Raw genomic sequence first — 14,981 nt, forward strand, 5'->3', positions numbered from 1 at the left:
AGCGGAGACAACCTTATGATGAACAAACAAGAGATTTATCAGGAAGTGGCTTCGCTGCTTACCAGCCTGTTCGAAATTGCCCCTGAGGATATCCATCCTGAGGCACGGCTCTATGAAGATCTTGAACTCGACAGCATTGATGCCGTCGATATGGTGGTTCACCTGCAAAAACGTACCGGCCGTAAAATTAAGCCGGAAACCTTCCGCACGGTACGTACCGTCCAGAATGTGGTGGATGCAGTAGAACAACTGATCCGCGAAGACGCCTGATCCCCTGTGCCTGCTGCCACTCTTCGTCTGCTCAATCTGCTTACGCTGCTGACCTGGCCACTGCTGGTCTGGCTGGCACTGACTCAGCCGCACTGGCAGGGGCTGTTCTGGCTGCTGGCGCTGCTGTTTGGTCTGCGCTGGCTGCAGCTGCGTCGTCAGCAGAATGCTATGAGTGCGGTCATGGGCTGGCTGGCGCTACTCGGCGCGCTGCTCTGTGTCAGCAGCCAGCTGTTACGCGCTCAGCATCTGCTGCTCTGGTATCCGGTGACGGTTAATCTGGCGATGCTGCTGGTGTTTGGCGCCTCACTCTGGAGTGCGATGCCGCTGGTGGAACGCATTGCCCGGCTACGTGAGCCTGAGCTGCCTGCTGCCGCGATACTTTATACCCGCCGCGTGACTCAAATATGGTGCCTGTTTTTTATCGGCAACGGCAGCATGGCGCTGTTTACCTGTCTGCATGGCGATCTGCGGCTCTGGACGCTGTGGAACGGCGGCATCAGCTATCTGCTCATCGCCGCGCTGATGGGGGCTGAATGGCTGATTCGTCAGCGCGTGAGGCGGAAAGCATGAGGGTGGCTGACTGGCTGACAGGAGATGAGCGCGAGGTCGCCTGGCGCGGCGATCAACCGCTGATGCTCAGCACGATGTATCGTCAGGTGCTGGCACTCAGCCAACGCTTAACGGCACAGCCGGGCAGGCACTGGGCGCTCTGTTTCGATGACAGTTACCGATTTTGTGTCGCGCTACTGGCATGCTGGTACGCCGGTAAAACGCCGGTGATGCCGGGACACAGCCGTGCCGCGCTGCTGGATGAGATGGCTGATCGGCTGGATGGCGTACTGTGTGACATGCCGCTGGCGGTCAGTCTTCCGCTGCTGGCGAGTGACGACGCAGAAGCGCAGGGGCAGTTACCGCCGCTGCCGGCACGTTCAGCGCTGGTGCTCTTCACTTCGGGATCCACCGGCGCGCCGCGTCAGGTGGTGAAGTCGCTGGCGGTGATGGAGCAGGAGAGCCAGTGGCTGCGCAACCTGTGGGGCGAGCAGTTGCGAGGGTGCCGGTTCATCGCTTCGGTCAGCCATCAGCATCTCTACGGTCTATCGTTCCGGATTTTTTTGCCGATGATGCTCAGGCTGCCGTTTTCCGCCCAGCCACTGTTTTACGGTGAACAGCTGGCTCAGCTCCTGCACGACTGTCGTTATGCGTTTATCAGCAGCCCGGCCTTTTTATCGCGGCTGGACAGCGGGCTTGTCGCGCCCGCCTGTGAACTGATTGTCTCTGCCGGTGGCGCACTGCGCGGTACCGATGCGGAACGGGTGTGGCAGTGCTTTGGCTGTCCGGTCAGTGAGATCTATGGCAGCACCGAAACCGGCACGCTGGCCTGGCGTCAGTGTGATAGAACCAACGCGCCGTGGCGCTGCTTCCCGGCAGTCAGGCTGGAGCAGGTGACGCCCGATCGCTGGCAGGTCTGGTCGCCACTGATTGTGGGTGAATGCGGCCTTTCGCTTGACGATCGGTTGAATATGCAGCCGGACGGCGGATTCCAGCTGGCAGGACGTCACGATCGCATCGTAAAAATCGGCGATAAGCGCATCTCGTTAAGTGAAGTGGAGCGACGTCTGACCGACCTGCCGGAGATAGACGATGCTGCGGCGCTGGTGGTCACGCGTCATGAGCGTCAGGCGATTGGCGTCGTGTTGTCGCTGAACAGCACGCTGGACGAAGCAGCATTGCATCAGCGCAGACAGCAGTGGAAGCGCCAGCTGCAGCGCTGGCTGGAACCGCTGGCGATGCCGCGCTACTGGCGTGTTGTCGCCACCATTCCGGTCACCACCCAAAGTAAACGCGCCTGGCCGCAAATAGAGGAACTTTTCCATGTTGCCGATTGAACGCAGCCGGGAGCTGCAGGCGGACAGCGTGACGCTGACCCTGCAGATTGAAGCCGGACTGTTCTGGTTCCAGGGCCATTTCGCGACCCTGCCGATTCTGCCTGGTGTGGCACAGCTCGACTGGGTCATGCACTACGGGATATTGCTGCTTGCGCCCGGAAAACAGTTTGCCGCCATTGAAAACATAAAATTTCAGCAGCCGGTCACACCCGACTCCCTGTTACAGCTCCATCTTGACTGGGACGCTGAAAAGTCGCGTCTGAGCTTCCGTTACAGCCTGCTGAGTGACAACGGCGAGCAGAGTGCCAGCAGCGGGAAGATTGCACTGTGTTAAACACCGCATTTTCGCCCTGCGTGGTGATCCCCTGCTACAACCACGGCGCAATGATGGCGTCAGTGCTGGCGCGGCTGGCGCCGTTTAATCTGCCGGTGATCGTGGTGGATGACGGCAGCGATGCCGCCACCCAGCTTCAGCTGGCGACGCTGCACGCTCCGCAGCTCAGCCTGCTGCGGCTCGACAGTAATCAGGGCAAAGGCGCGGCAGTGATCCACGGCCTGCGGGCCGCGGCGGCACGTGGTTTCACTCATGCAGTGCAGCTCGACGCGGACGGCCAGCATCAGGCAGAAGATCTGCCGCTGATGCTGGCAGAAGCTGAACGTTATCCCGATGCGCTGATTTCCGGTCAGCCGCTGTATGACGACTCGATCCCCAAATCACGCCTTTATGGTCGCTACATCACGCATTTCTGGGTCTGGATTGAAACGCTGTCGCTGTCGATCCGCGACAGCATGTGCGGCTTCCGCGTCTATCCGCTGGCCGCGACGCTGGCGCTGTGCGATCGCCGTGCTATCGGCCAGCGCATGGATTTCGACACCGAAATTATGGTGCGACTCTACTGGCAGGGCATCCACAGTCGCTTTATCCCGACCCGCGTAACCTATCCCGCCAGCGGGCTGTCTCACTTCGATGCACTCTATGACAACCTGCGCATCTCCTGGATGCACACCCGGCTCTTCTTTGGCATGCTGCCGCGCATTCCCCGGCTGCTGACGATGCGTAAACCGCCAGCGCACTGGTCAGTGGAAACAGAACGGCGCGGACAGTGGGGATTACGCTTTATGCTGGCGGTCTATCGTTATGGCGGCCGACTGCCTTTTACGCTGCTGCTCTGGCCGGTGGTGGCGATTTACTGGCTGAGCGGTCAGCGCGCACGCACGGCCTCCCGGCAGTGGCTGGCGCAGGTGACGGCCGCCGCACAGCAGCGGCAGGTAGCGTTACCGCCCCGGCTTAACAGCTATCGCCATTTCCTGCGCTTTGCCGGGGCGATGCTGGATAAAGTGGCCAGCTGGCGCGGCGATCTGCGCTGGGGACGGGATATCGATTTTGCGCCGGGCGCGGAAGCGGTAATCCGCGCGCCTGCCGGTCAGGGCAAGCTGATTCTTGCTTCTCATCTTGGCGACATTGAAGCCTGTCGCGCCATGGCGCAGCAGGTTAGCGGGCTGGTGATTAACGCGCTGGTGTTTACCGACAACGCCCGGCGTTTTCGGGCGGTGCTGGAAACCATCGCCCCACAGGCGGGCGTCAATCTGATGCCGGTCAGCGATATCGGCCCGGAGACGGCGATCCTGCTGCAGCAGAAGCTGGATGCAGGCGAATGGGTGGCGATTGTCGGGGATCGCACGGCGGTGAATCCGCAGCGCGGTGGCGAGCGACGGGTGATCTGGAGCGACTTTCTGGGTCGTGCTGCCCCGTTTCCTCAGGGGCCGTTTGTGCTGGCGGCCGCATTGCGCTGTCCGGTGCTGCTGATGTTCGCCCTGCAGCAACAGGGTAAGCTGCGCATTCACTGTGAGCCGTTTGCCGATCCGCTGCTGTTGCCACGTGCGCAGCGTCAGCAGGCGCTGCAACAGGCGGTCGATCATTACGCGGAACGGCTGGCCCATTATGCGCTGCTGGCACCGCTCGACTGGTTCAACTTTTTCGATTTCTGGACGCTGCCTGAGCAACAGGCGCACCACAAGGAGTCTGACCATGACTGAACATCATGCTGAAGTCGTGCTGACCGTCTCATTCCACGACTGCGACCCGATGGGCGTGGTCTGGCACGGTAACTATTTCCGCTTTTTCGAAGTGGCGCGCGAAGCCCTGCTGCGCAGCATTAATTACAGCTATGCCGAAATGGCCGCCAGCGGCTACGTCTGGCCGGTGGTCGATACCCGGGTCAAATATCGTCAGCCCCTGCGCTGCGAAGAGACGATTCGCGTCAGCGCACGGATTACTGAATATGAGAACCGCCTGCGCATCGACTATGAAGTGCGCAACGCTGCCGATCAGATCACGACCAAAGCGCATACCCTACAGGTAGCGGTGGAGAAGGAAAGTCAGGCGTTATGCTTTGTATCGCCCGACATTTTACTGGAACGTTTAGGAGTGAAAGGATGCTGAAAATAGTGCTTACCAGCCTGTTGCTGTGGGCCGGTGCCGCCAGTGCGGTCACACTGGATCAGCTTCAACAGCGTTTTTCCAGCCAGCCGGTGATCCGGGCAGACTTCACCCAGACGCGCACCATCGCAGGCATGCGTCAGCCGCTGGTGTCGCACGGAGAGATGCTAATCGCCCGCGAACAGGGACTGTGGTGGCATCAACAGACGCCGTTTGTGATGACCCTGCTGCTGGATGATAAACGAATGGTGCAGAGCCTCAGCGGTCAGAAGCCGCAGGTGATCACCGCCGACAGTAATCCGCAGATGTTCCAGTTCAACCATCTGCTGCGGGCGCTGTTCCAGGCCGATCAGAAGGTGCTGAATGAGAACTTCAGCGTGGCCTTCAGCGATCGTGGCAATGGCGCCTGGACGCTGGAACTGACGCCGAAAGCCGCGCCGCTCAACAAAATCTTCAACCGTATCTCACTGGCGGGCAGCGCCTTCCTGGATAGTATCAACCTGGATGATAAGCAGGGCGATAAGACGCAGATTCAGCTCAGCAACACCCGTATTGAACCGCCGCAGTTAAGCGACGAGGAGCAGGCGCGTTTTGCCGGGCCGTAATGACCGTCTGCTGGCTCTGGCGTGGCTGGCGATCTGCCTGCTGCTTGCTGCCGCGCTCGCTTTTCTGTTGCCGCGCAGTCAGCTCAACAGCAGCGTGCTGGCGCTTCTGCCGCAGCAGAATCTGGGCGCGGCACCGCCTGCGCTGCAGCAGGGCTTTATGCAGCGGCTGGATCGCCAGATGGTGTGGCTGGTTTCACCCGGTGAGCAGGACGAACCCCAGGTCGCCGCCTGGTGGCTGGCTCAGCTGCGCGCGTTGCCTGATCTGAAACAGGTGCAGGGCGATCTTGATGGACAACAGCAGCAGCAGTGGGGCCGCTTTGCCTGGCAACACCGTAACGGCCTGATTGATGAGGCGACGCGCAGCCGGTTGCAGAACGGCGGCGAAGCGCAGGCCGACTGGCTGCTGGCGCAGCTCTTCTCAGCCTTCTCGGGCGTCAGCAGCAAAGAGTTGCAAGGCGATCCTTTGATGCTGGTGCGCGGTTCGCAGCTGGCGCTGGCGCAAAACGCCGGGCGGATGACGTTGCATGATGGCTGGCTGACCGTAAAAGATGAGCAGGGTCAGCAGTGGTATTTTCTGCATGGCGAGCTGGCAAATAACGCCTTCAGTATGCAGCAAAGTCATGCGCTGGTGACCCGGCTCAGCGCGCTGGAACAGCAGCTTAAAAGCCGCTGGCCGCAGGCGAAACTGCTGACGCGGGGCACGGTGCTGTTCAGCGACAACGCCAGTCAGCGTGCTCAGCATGATGTCAAAACGCTGGGCAGTGTGACGCTGGCTGGCGTCGTCCTGCTGGTGCTGCTGGTCTTCCGCTCACTGCGTCCGCTGCTGCTGACGGTGACCTCCGTGGCCATTGGCGCAATGGCGGGCACGGTGATGACGCTGCTTTGCTTCGGCGAGCTACATCTGATGACGCTGGTGATGAGCCTGAGTATTGTCGGCATCTCGGCAGATTACACACTCTATTATCTTACCGAGCGCATGGTGCACGGCGATCAGCAGACACCGTGGCAGAGCCTGCGTAAAGTGCGCGGCACGCTGCTGCTGGCGCTCGCGACCACGGCCATTGCCTGGTTGCTGATGCTGCTGGCGCCGTTTCCGGGGCTGCGTCAGCTGGCGGTGTTTGCCGCCAGCGGCTTAACCGCCTCCTGCCTGACGGTGATTCTGATCTACCCGTGGCTGGTTCCTGGATTACCGGTGCGTCCGGTGCCGCTGATGGTGCCCCTGGCGCGCTGGCTTGCTGCCTGGCGTCGTCAGCGTGGGCTGCGTGTCGGATTACCCGTATTGATGGCTATCTTCGCCGTGTCCGGGATCGCTCAGCTAAAAGTGGATGATGACATCGCGCATCTGCAAAGTGCGCCTGCGCAGCTGCTGGAGCAGGATCGCCAGCTGGCAACCCTGACCGGCCAGCGCGCCGATCAGACCTGGTTTGTGGTCTGGGGCGATGATGCACAGCAGACGCTGCAGCGGCTGGAAAAACTGGCACCGGACCTGCACCAGGCGCAGCAGCAGGGCTGGTTGCAGCGCTATCGTCTGCTGCCGCTGTCGTCACTGGCGCAGCAACAGCAGGATCTGCAGTTGCTGCAGCAGGCCGCTCCAACGATTACGGCTCGCGTGCAGCAGGCGGGGATAGCGCTGGCCGCGCCGGATCTGACCCCGATGCCGGTGACGCCAGAGGCCTGGCTGGCGAGTCCGCTGAGTGAAGGCTGGCGACTGTTGTGGCTGACGCTGCCGGACGGGCAGAGTGGCGTTCTGATCCCCACCAGCGGCGTCAAAAACAGCGCCGCACTCGCAGAGCTGGCTAAGCAGCATCCGGGCGTCGCCTGGATTGACCGCAAAGCGAGTTACGATTCGCTGTTCAGCTTCTGGCGGACGTTACTGAGCGGATTACTGGCGCTGGCGCTGCTACTGATTACCCTGAGTTTTGTCGTGCGGCTGGGATTAAAGGCGGGCTTACGCAGCGCGCTGCCGTCGCTGCTGTCGCTGGCGATGGCGATGGCCACGCTGGGCTGGATCGGTGCATCGCTCAACCTGTTCGCGCTGCTGGCGCTGATTCTGGTGCTGGGCATCGGCATTAACTACACGCTATTTTTCAGCAACCCACAGGGGACGCCGCTGACCTCGCTGCTGGCGGTATCGCTGGCGATGATCACTACCTTACTGACGCTGGGAATGCTGGTATTCAGCAGCACCAGCGCGATTGCCAGTTTTGGCACCGTATTATGCAGCGGCATCTTCAGCGCGTTCCTGCTGTCGCCGCTGGCGATGCGACCCACCCGATCAAGGAGTAAACGATGATCCGCGCCGCCTTTATTCTGCTGACGGCTCTGCTGCTCAGCGCCTGTGCCGGCCATGCACCCGACAGCAGCCGACCCTCTGCCTGGCTGAAACCAGGCGTGAAAGTGACGCTGCCACCGCCGGGCATCCGTCCCGCCTTCCAGCAACAGCAGTTGCTGACCGGGCAGGTTAAAGGTCAGAGTCAGTCACTGCTGGTACTGCTCAGCGCCGATGAACAGCAAATCGATCTGGCCGGGCTCTCTTCAGTGGGTATCCGCCTGTTCAGCCTGCGCTACGATGCCAGCGGTATTCACACTCAGCAGCTGATGCCGCTGCCGCACATGCCACCCGCCAGTCAGGTGCTGGCGGACATCATGCTCAGCTACTGGCCGCTGGAGGTGTGGCAAAAACAGCTGCCGCCAGGCTGGACGCTGCAGGATCAGGGGTTAAAGCGCCTGCTGATCGATGCCGATAACCAGCTGGTGACCGAAATTGATTATCTGCAACGCGGTAATCAGCGCCAGCCGATTAGCATTCAGCAGCATGCCTTTGGCTATCAGATCCGCATTCAACATCTGGACGCCTCATGATTTATATCTCTGCCATCGGCATGCTGAATGCCCTGGGTAATGACAATCAGCAGATTGTGGCCAGCCTGAAGAAAGGTGAGGCGCCCGGCATGCAGCTGCGTCATGGCTGGCTGAGCGGTAATCGTAGCTGCTGGCTCGGCAGGGTTGACGGCGAATTACCCCCGATCCCGGTCGCCCTGAGTGCGCATAACACCCGTAATAATCAGCTGCTACTTGCCGCGCTGGCGCAGATCCGCCCGGCACTTGATGCGGCGATTACGCGCTATGGTGCCAGCAGAGTGGCGATTGTGCTGGGGACCAGCACCTCGGGCGTGGATGAGGGCGATCAGCAGATTTGCGGTAGCCAGCCGGATTATCACTACCAGATGCAGGAGCTGGGCGATCCTTCCCGTTTTCTGGCTCACTATCTGCATCTGGATGGTCCGGCCTATACCATTTCCACCGCCTGTTCCTCCAGTGCCCGCGCCATTATCAGCGGCCAGCGGCTGATCGCGGCAGGGCTGGTGGATGTGGCGCTGGTGGGCGGTGCGGACTCGCTGAGCCGGATGCCGATTAACGGCTTCGACAGTCTGGAATCGCTGTCGGAACGCCGCTGCGCCCCGTTCAGCCGCGATCGCGACGGCATCTCGATTGGCGAAGGGGCCGCGCTAATGCTGCTGACGCGCGAACCGCAGCCGCTGGCGCTGCTGGGCGTCGGCGAATCTTCTGACGCCTGGCACATGTCTGCGCCCCATCCGCAGGGTGAGGGCGCTGAACGGGCGATGCGCATGGCGCTGCAACAGGCGAATCTGTTGCCGCAGCAGGTGGGTTATATCAATCTGCACGGCACAGCGACGCCGCTGAACGATCAAATGGAAGCCGCCGTGATAGCGCGTCTGTCTGGCAATGCAGTGCCGTGCAGTTCGACCAAACATCTGACCGGCCATACGCTCGGTGCGGCGGGCGTATGCGAAGCCGCACTCAGTGCGCTGATCCTGCAGGAAAATCTGCCGCTGCCCGCGCAGGATTTCAGTGAGGCGGCGCAGGATGAGACACTGCCGGATTGCGGCTTGCTGTTACAGCCACAGGCGCTGCAACGGCCGGTCATCGCCTCTAATTCATTCGCCTTTGGCGGTAACAACACCTGTCTGATTCTGGGGCGGCCTGATAATGATTAACTCTCCCGCGGCGCTCTGGCTGCCGCACGCTGCACCGATGCTGCTGCTTGATCAACTGATTGCCGTCGATGATGAGCAGGTTCACTGTCAGGTGTCGACCTGCGCTGGTGGCTTACTGGCACCGTTCCTGACGCCACAGGGTGAACTGCCCGCCTGGTTTGGCGTGGAGATGATGGCGCAAACTGTGGGCGTCTGGTCGGGCTGGCATGCAAAGCAGGGCGGTGCAACCCTGATCCCACCCGGTATGCTGCTGGGCGGACGCGGCTGGCGGGCAGAGCATCCCCGGTTTCCCGCTAATGTCACGCTGGATATCCGGATGACGCTGCTGATGCGCGACGACCGCATGGGCAGCTTTGAAGGCGACATTCGTTATGGCACGCAGCGGCTTGCCAGCGGCCGTCTGAATACTTATCAACCCAATGAAGCAGAGTTACAGCAATTAATGTCACAAGGAAATCAGCCATGACAGATTCAGTATTGGTCACGGGCGCCAGTAAAGGCATAGGCCGCGCAATAGCGCTGCGTCTCGCTCAGGATGGCTATCAGGTTATCGTACATTTCAACCGCGATCGCGATGGTGCTGAGCAGTGCCTGCAACAGATCGAGACTGCAGGCGGCAGTGGACGGGTGCTGGGATTTGATGTTGCTGACCGGGCGGCAACCCGCGCCGCGCTGGAGGCGGACATTGCGCAACACGGTGCCTACTATGGCGTGGTGAGCAATGCCGGTATCAGCCGTGATGCAGCCTTTCCCGCGCTGACGGATCAGGAATGGGACAGCGTAATCCATACCAATCTCGACAGCTTTTACAACGTGATCCAGCCCTGCGTGATGCCGATGATCGGCCTGCGACGCGGTGGCCGCATTATCACGCTCTCTTCGGTATCCGGGATGATGGGCAATCGCGGCCAGGTCAACTACAGTGCGGCTAAAGCAGGCATTATTGGTGCCACCAAGGCGCTGGCGATTGAACTGGCTAAACGTAAAATCACGGTTAACTGCATCGCGCCGGGGCTGATCGACACCGGCATGGAAGGGCTGGAGCCGCAGGTGATTGAAGAGGCGATGAAGATCGTGCCGATGAAGCGCATGGGTGCGGCTGAAGAGGTCGCCGGGCTGGCGAGCTATCTGATGTCCGATATCGCCGGTTACGTGACGCGTCAGGTGATTTCGATTAATGGAGGCATGCTGTGATCCAGCGGGTCGTCGTAACCGGCATGGGCGGCGTGACCGCCTTTGGGGAGTCCTGGGCTGAGATCTCGGCACGCATCCGTGCTGGCCGCAATGCGGTACGTTTTATGCCGGAGTGGCAGGTTTATGACGGACTGCATACTCTGCTGGCCGCGCCCGTGGATGATTTTGTGCTGCCTGCGCACTACACCCGCAAGCGTATCCGCGCCATGGGCCGTGTTTCGCTGCTGGCAACGCGCGCGACCGAGCTGGCACTGACTCAGGCGGGCCTGATTGATCATCCGGTGCTGACCAGTGGAGAAACGGGTATCGCCTACGGTTCGTCGACCGGCAGCACCGGGCCGGTCAGCGAGTTCGCCACCATGCTGACGGAAAAGCACACTAACAATATTACCGGCACCACCTATGTGCAGATGATGCCGCATACCGCTGCCGTTAATGCCGGGCTGTTTTTCGGCCTGCGCGGCCGGGTGATCCCGACCTCCAGCGCCTGCACCTCTGGCAGTCAGGCGATTGGCTATGCCTGGGAAGCGATTCGTCACGGCTATCAGACGGTGATGGTGGCGGGGGGAGCCGAAGAACTCTGTCCGTCGGAAGCCGCAGTGTTCGATACGCTGTTTGCCACCAGCCAGCGTAACGACGCTCCCCACACCACACCCGCGCCTTTTGATCAGCAGCGCGATGGTCTGGTGATTGGTGAAGGGGCAGGCACGCTGATTCTGGAGTCGCTGGAACATGCTCAGGCGCGCGGCGCCACCATTTACGCCGAGCTCACCGGTTTTCACACCAACTGTGACGCGGCCCATATCACGCAGCCGCAGCGGGAAACCATGCAGATTTGCATCGAGCGGGCATTACAGAGTGCAGGAATTACAGCGTCAGAGGTGGGCTACGTGAATGCGCACGGCACAGCCACTGAGCGCGGTGATATGGCCGAAAGTCTGGCGACTGCGGCGGTTTTTGGCGAAACCACGCCCATTTCTTCATTGAAATCCTATTTTGGTCATACGCTGGGTGCCTGTGGGGCGCTGGAAGCCTGGATGAGCATTGAGATGATGCGCGAAGGGTGGTTTGCACCCACCCTGAATCTGACACAACCTGCCGCCGACGGTGGTCAGCTGGATTACATCATGGGTAAGCCTCGAGAGCTGGAGACCGACTATATCCAGAGCAACAATTTTGCCTTTGGTGGAATTAATACCTCACTGATCTTCAGGCGCTGGCGCGGCGTCTGATCTCAGGCCCGTGCTGCACTGGCACGGGCCGGTTTATCTTTCAGAAGAAAAAAGGGACGATAATCAGCCTTTGATTTACACTGTCACCCGCCGCATCACTGTCGGCGATCCCTATTTTTCACAGGATAGTTATGTCTTTGCCCTTGCCGCCCGACGATCACGATGAGCCGATTCGCCAGTCACTGGACGATGCGCACTTTGCGATAGTGGTGCTTGCGGTGACCTCGGTAACGCTTATAATCTTTGTGCTGATGATTACGCTCTGGATGAGCTGACGCAGACAGGGGATCCAACGGACTGAATAAGGAGAAGGCGATGGACTCCGGAGATGATAAATTAATCGCAATTATCGGTTTACTGGCTGCCTGCCTGATCGGGGTGACCTTCCTGTTTACGATGGTCTGGCTGACCGACGTTCGTCATCCTGCCGACCCCACGCTCGACGTTCAGTCCTGTCACCCCAAAAAAGTACCGTCTCAGCCTGTCTGATTACGCGTCGCAAACTTAATCTGCTGACTGCGCAACACCAGCGCCAACGCCTCATGCAGGTTCCGGTTGCCATTGGGATCGGCTAATCCCAGCAGCGGACCTGGCGAACGTCGGTCATCGGCCCAGGCGGGATATTCCACCACCGGATAGAGCGATATCCCCTCCACCGCAATGCCCTGATCCAGCGCCACCGCCACATTTTCACTGATCTCCTGTAGCCAGGGCGCACGTGCATCACCTTCTGCGCCGGTTTCGGCAATCAGCATCGGACGCCGGAAGCGTTGCCAGCACTGCGCCAGCAGAATATGCAGCGGCTCGCGCACCGGATCATCCTGTGACATCGGCTGATTGGGGAAAAACCAGTGGTTGTCGGGATAGTAGTTCAGGCCCAGAATATCCAGGCAATCTTCACTGCCGCCTAACTCCTTATCAACGCGGCCAGCCAGCATATCCCAGGCTTCAAACTGCGCCTGGTGATGCGCATCGGCATAAGGCTTGCTGTCCGGGTTATCAGGATGATGGGCAATCTGAACCAGCGGGTCGGTCAGCACAAAGCGTGCCTCCGGATAGACGTCGCGAATCGCATGAATCGCCGCCAGCGAGGCGCGGACCAGCTGGCGCTTCAGCTCTTTACCACGCTGTGCGGCATGGGGATTAAACCAGGCGACATCCGCACCGGCCCACGACCAGAATGAGATTTGATTCACCGGTGTAAAAAAGGGGCGCTCAATGCCCTGGTCGCGCATCAGTTGCGCCATCGCGCGGGCGAACCGGCTAAAATGATCAACAAATTCGGCTTTCCAGATATTAAGATGATCGGGATAACCAAAGTGCGCCAGCTCCCAGATGATCTCCATCTGCTGACGTCGTGCGGCGTCAACCATGGGCAGAAAGCTCTGCCAGTCATACTGACCGGGAATCTTTTCAATCAGATGCCAGCGCGCACCGTCGCGGGCGGTGAGCAGATGCTGCTCAGCCAGCGCGGCATAATCTTTTTCCAGCAGCATATCGTGTCCGCTGCTGATCACCATATCCAGACGTTTCCCTGGCGTACGGCAGGCGGTGGAGCAGGGGAAACTACCCTGGAAAAAGCTGCGAAACAGGCTGGGATGGTAGCGCTGGCGGGCATCTGTAAGGGATTGATGAGACATATTCCTCTCCTGCCGGACAAATGCCGGTCACAGATCGTCCGGTTAAGTCTAGACTAAAAAACGCCCGTGACCGCTCACTCAATCGGAGCAGAGGTATGGCGTCAGACGCCGGGCCGGGGAATAATAAAAATAACTGCATTTTACAGGGAATTTTCATGACCGAAGCGTTTGAGCTCTCGCAGCCATCAGAACAGACCAGCTGGCTGGAAACACGGCTGGAGCCTCAGTGTCAGCGCCATCCAGGGCTGAGCGGTGTCCATCAGCTGAGCGACGGGCTGGATGCCTTTGCTGCCCGCTATCTGCTGATGCAGAAAGCGGAGCGTTCACTCGATATTCAGTATTACATCTGGCAAAACGATCTCTCTGGCCGGCTGCTGTTCAGCGCTGTACTGGAAGCAGCCCGGCGCGGCGTGAAGGTACGGCTGTTGCTGGATGACAATAATACGCCGGGTCTGGACGAGACGCTGGCCCAGCTTAATCGCCATCCCAATATTGAGGTCCGGCTGTTTAACCCATTCTCGTTTCGCACGCTGCGAGCGCTGGGCTATCTCACCGATTTTGCCCGTCTGAACCGCCGCATGCACAACAAAAGCTTTACGGTGGATGGCGTGACGACCGTGGTCGGCGGGCGCAATATCGGCGACGAATATTTCGGCACCGGAAATGAACCGCTGTTTGCCGATCTCGATGTGATGGCGATTGGCCCGGTGGTGAAAGAGGTTGCAGAGGATTTTGAGCGCTACTGGCACAGTAAGCCGGTGTCGCCGCTGCAGAAGGTGCTGGATGACGAGGCGCCGGAAGAGGACAGTGTGAGTCTGCCAGCAGAATGGCGTCACAGTGAACCGGTGCAGCGCTACCTGCAGCGGCTGGAAAATTCATCGCTGCTGCAGGAGCTGGAAGAGGGGACGCTGGCGCTGACCTGGGCAAAAGCGCGTCTGCTGAGTGACGATCCGCGTAAAGGGCTGGGTAAAGCGCGCGCCAGAAGCCTGCTGCCGCAGCGGATGCTGGAGGTGATTGGCACGCCACAGCAACAGTTCGACATCATTTCGGCCTACTTTGTGCCAACCCGCGCAGGCGTCGCCCAACTGCTGGCGCTGAAGCGCAAAGGGGTGAAAATTGCCATTCTGACCAACTCGCTGGCGGCCAACGATGTGTCGATTGTTCATGCCGGTTACGCTAAATGGCGCAAAAAGCTGCTGCGCCACGGCATTGCGCTTTATGAGCTGAAACCGCAGGCGGGCGTCCCTGAAGCCCCGCACGACCGGGGCTTAACCGGTAACTCTGGCTCCAGCCTGCATGCCAAAACCTTTTCGGTGGACCAAAAAACGTTGTTTATCGGCTCGTTTAACTTCGATCCCCGTTCAGCGGTGCTGAATACCGAGATGGGACTGGTTATCGAGAGTGCGGCGCTGGCCGGAGAAACGCATCAACGTTTCAGCCAGTCGATGCGCGATCGGGCATGGACACTGCGGCTGGATAAGTGGGGACGGGTAAACTGGCTGGAGTATCCGGATGAGCCGCAGCAGATCGTGCACAAGCACGAGCCGGGCTGCTCCTGGTGGCAACGGCTTCAGGTGCGGTTAGTGTGGCGACTGCCGATTGAGTGGCTGCTGTAAGATCCAGGATGGACCCTGCGCGGGCTCAGGGAGCATACGCCCTTCGCAAAGACGCAAAACCCGCCATCCATGGCGGGCT

At 60.1% G+C, this 14,981-nt stretch carries 17 protein-coding genes; 16 read left to right on the forward strand and 1 reads right to left on the reverse strand.

The window, feature by feature from the left end; translation table 11 throughout:
- Positions 1-15: 15 nt before the first annotated feature.
- The 15 genes from BY447_RS17575 (at position 16) to BY447_RS23405 (ending at position 12,135) form a co-directional block, all read left to right on the forward strand.
- A complete protein-coding gene (locus tag BY447_RS17575) occupies positions 16-270 on the forward strand; it encodes an acyl carrier protein (RefSeq protein WP_110331672.1) in 255 nt (84 codons plus the stop codon).
- A 6-nt stretch (positions 271-276) separates the two neighbouring features.
- The gene (locus BY447_RS17580) at positions 277-840 is read left to right on the forward strand and encodes a hypothetical protein (protein WP_110331673.1); all 564 of its coding nucleotides are present in this window, start codon (positions 277-279) and stop codon (positions 838-840) included.
- On the forward strand, positions 837-2,156 hold the full coding sequence (locus tag BY447_RS17585) for an AMP-binding protein (RefSeq protein WP_110331674.1): 1,320 nt from the start codon (positions 837-839) through the stop codon (positions 2,154-2,156). Before BY447_RS17580 ends, BY447_RS17585 begins: the two co-directional genes overlap by 4 nt.
- Entirely contained in the window at positions 2,143-2,490 is a 348-nt protein-coding gene (locus tag BY447_RS17590) for a 3-hydroxyacyl-ACP dehydratase FabZ family protein (RefSeq protein WP_095707404.1), read from the forward strand. The genes BY447_RS17585 and BY447_RS17590 overlap by 14 nt, the downstream gene beginning before the upstream one ends.
- Positions 2,484-4,193: a glycosyltransferase family 2 protein gene (locus BY447_RS17595; RefSeq protein WP_095707403.1), complete on the forward strand. Its 1,710-nt coding sequence runs from the start codon at positions 2,484-2,486 to the stop codon at positions 4,191-4,193. The genes BY447_RS17590 and BY447_RS17595 overlap by 7 nt, the downstream gene beginning before the upstream one ends.
- The gene (locus BY447_RS17600; RefSeq protein ID WP_110331675.1) at positions 4,186-4,599 is read left to right on the forward strand and encodes an acyl-CoA thioesterase; all 414 of its coding nucleotides are present in this window, start codon (positions 4,186-4,188) and stop codon (positions 4,597-4,599) included. The genes BY447_RS17595 and BY447_RS17600 overlap by 8 nt, the downstream gene beginning before the upstream one ends.
- Positions 4,593-5,201: a LolA family protein gene (locus BY447_RS17605; protein WP_110331676.1), complete on the forward strand. Its 609-nt coding sequence runs from the start codon at positions 4,593-4,595 to the stop codon at positions 5,199-5,201. The genes BY447_RS17600 and BY447_RS17605 overlap by 7 nt, the downstream gene beginning before the upstream one ends.
- A complete protein-coding gene (locus BY447_RS17610; protein ID WP_110331677.1) occupies positions 5,188-7,494 on the forward strand; it encodes an MMPL family transporter in 2,307 nt (768 codons plus the stop codon). Before BY447_RS17605 ends, BY447_RS17610 begins: the two co-directional genes overlap by 14 nt.
- A complete protein-coding gene (locus tag BY447_RS17615) occupies positions 7,491-8,063 on the forward strand; it encodes a DUF3261 domain-containing protein (RefSeq protein WP_013357409.1) in 573 nt (190 codons plus the stop codon). The genes BY447_RS17610 and BY447_RS17615 overlap by 4 nt, the downstream gene beginning before the upstream one ends.
- Positions 8,060-9,220 carry a beta-ketoacyl-[acyl-carrier-protein] synthase family protein gene (locus BY447_RS17620; RefSeq protein WP_110331678.1) on the forward strand — a complete coding sequence of 387 codons (1,161 nt, stop codon included), beginning with the start codon at positions 8,060-8,062 and terminating at the stop codon, positions 9,218-9,220. Before BY447_RS17615 ends, BY447_RS17620 begins: the two co-directional genes overlap by 4 nt.
- A complete protein-coding gene (locus BY447_RS17625) occupies positions 9,210-9,686 on the forward strand; it encodes a hotdog family protein (protein ID WP_033782599.1) in 477 nt (158 codons plus the stop codon). Before BY447_RS17620 ends, BY447_RS17625 begins: the two co-directional genes overlap by 11 nt.
- Positions 9,683-10,414, forward strand: a complete 732-nt coding sequence (locus BY447_RS17630) for a 3-ketoacyl-ACP reductase FabG2 (protein WP_110331679.1) — start codon at positions 9,683-9,685, stop codon at positions 10,412-10,414. Before BY447_RS17625 ends, BY447_RS17630 begins: the two co-directional genes overlap by 4 nt.
- Positions 10,411-11,646: a beta-ketoacyl-ACP synthase gene (locus BY447_RS17635; protein ID WP_197061485.1), complete on the forward strand. Its 1,236-nt coding sequence runs from the start codon at positions 10,411-10,413 to the stop codon at positions 11,644-11,646. The genes BY447_RS17630 and BY447_RS17635 overlap by 4 nt, the downstream gene beginning before the upstream one ends.
- 131 nt (positions 11,647-11,777) lie before the next feature.
- A complete protein-coding gene (locus tag BY447_RS23400; RefSeq protein ID WP_010246429.1) occupies positions 11,778-11,921 on the forward strand; it encodes a hypothetical protein in 144 nt (47 codons plus the stop codon).
- 40 nt (positions 11,922-11,961) lie between these two features.
- The gene (locus tag BY447_RS23405) at positions 11,962-12,135 is read left to right on the forward strand and encodes a hypothetical protein (RefSeq protein WP_197061486.1); all 174 of its coding nucleotides are present in this window, start codon (positions 11,962-11,964) and stop codon (positions 12,133-12,135) included.
- On the opposite strand, the gene BY447_RS17640 is transcribed toward BY447_RS23405, so the two are convergent.
- Positions 12,123-13,286, reverse strand: coding sequence for a hypothetical protein (locus tag BY447_RS17640; protein WP_061062140.1), 1,164 nt, complete (start codon positions 13,284-13,286; stop codon positions 12,123-12,125). The two genes, BY447_RS23405 and BY447_RS17640, sit on opposite strands and share 13 nt — an antisense overlap.
- A 155-nt stretch (positions 13,287-13,441) precedes the next feature.
- On the opposite strand from BY447_RS17640, the gene BY447_RS17645 reads away from it, so the two are divergent.
- On the forward strand, positions 13,442-14,902 hold the full coding sequence (locus tag BY447_RS17645) for a phospholipase D family protein (protein ID WP_110331680.1): 1,461 nt from the start codon (positions 13,442-13,444) through the stop codon (positions 14,900-14,902).
- Positions 14,903-14,981: the final 79 nt, after the last annotated feature.

It is taken from the genome of Pantoea sp. JKS000250 (assembly GCF_003201065.1).
GTDB lineage: Bacteria > Pseudomonadota > Gammaproteobacteria > Enterobacterales > Enterobacteriaceae > Pantoea > Pantoea vagans.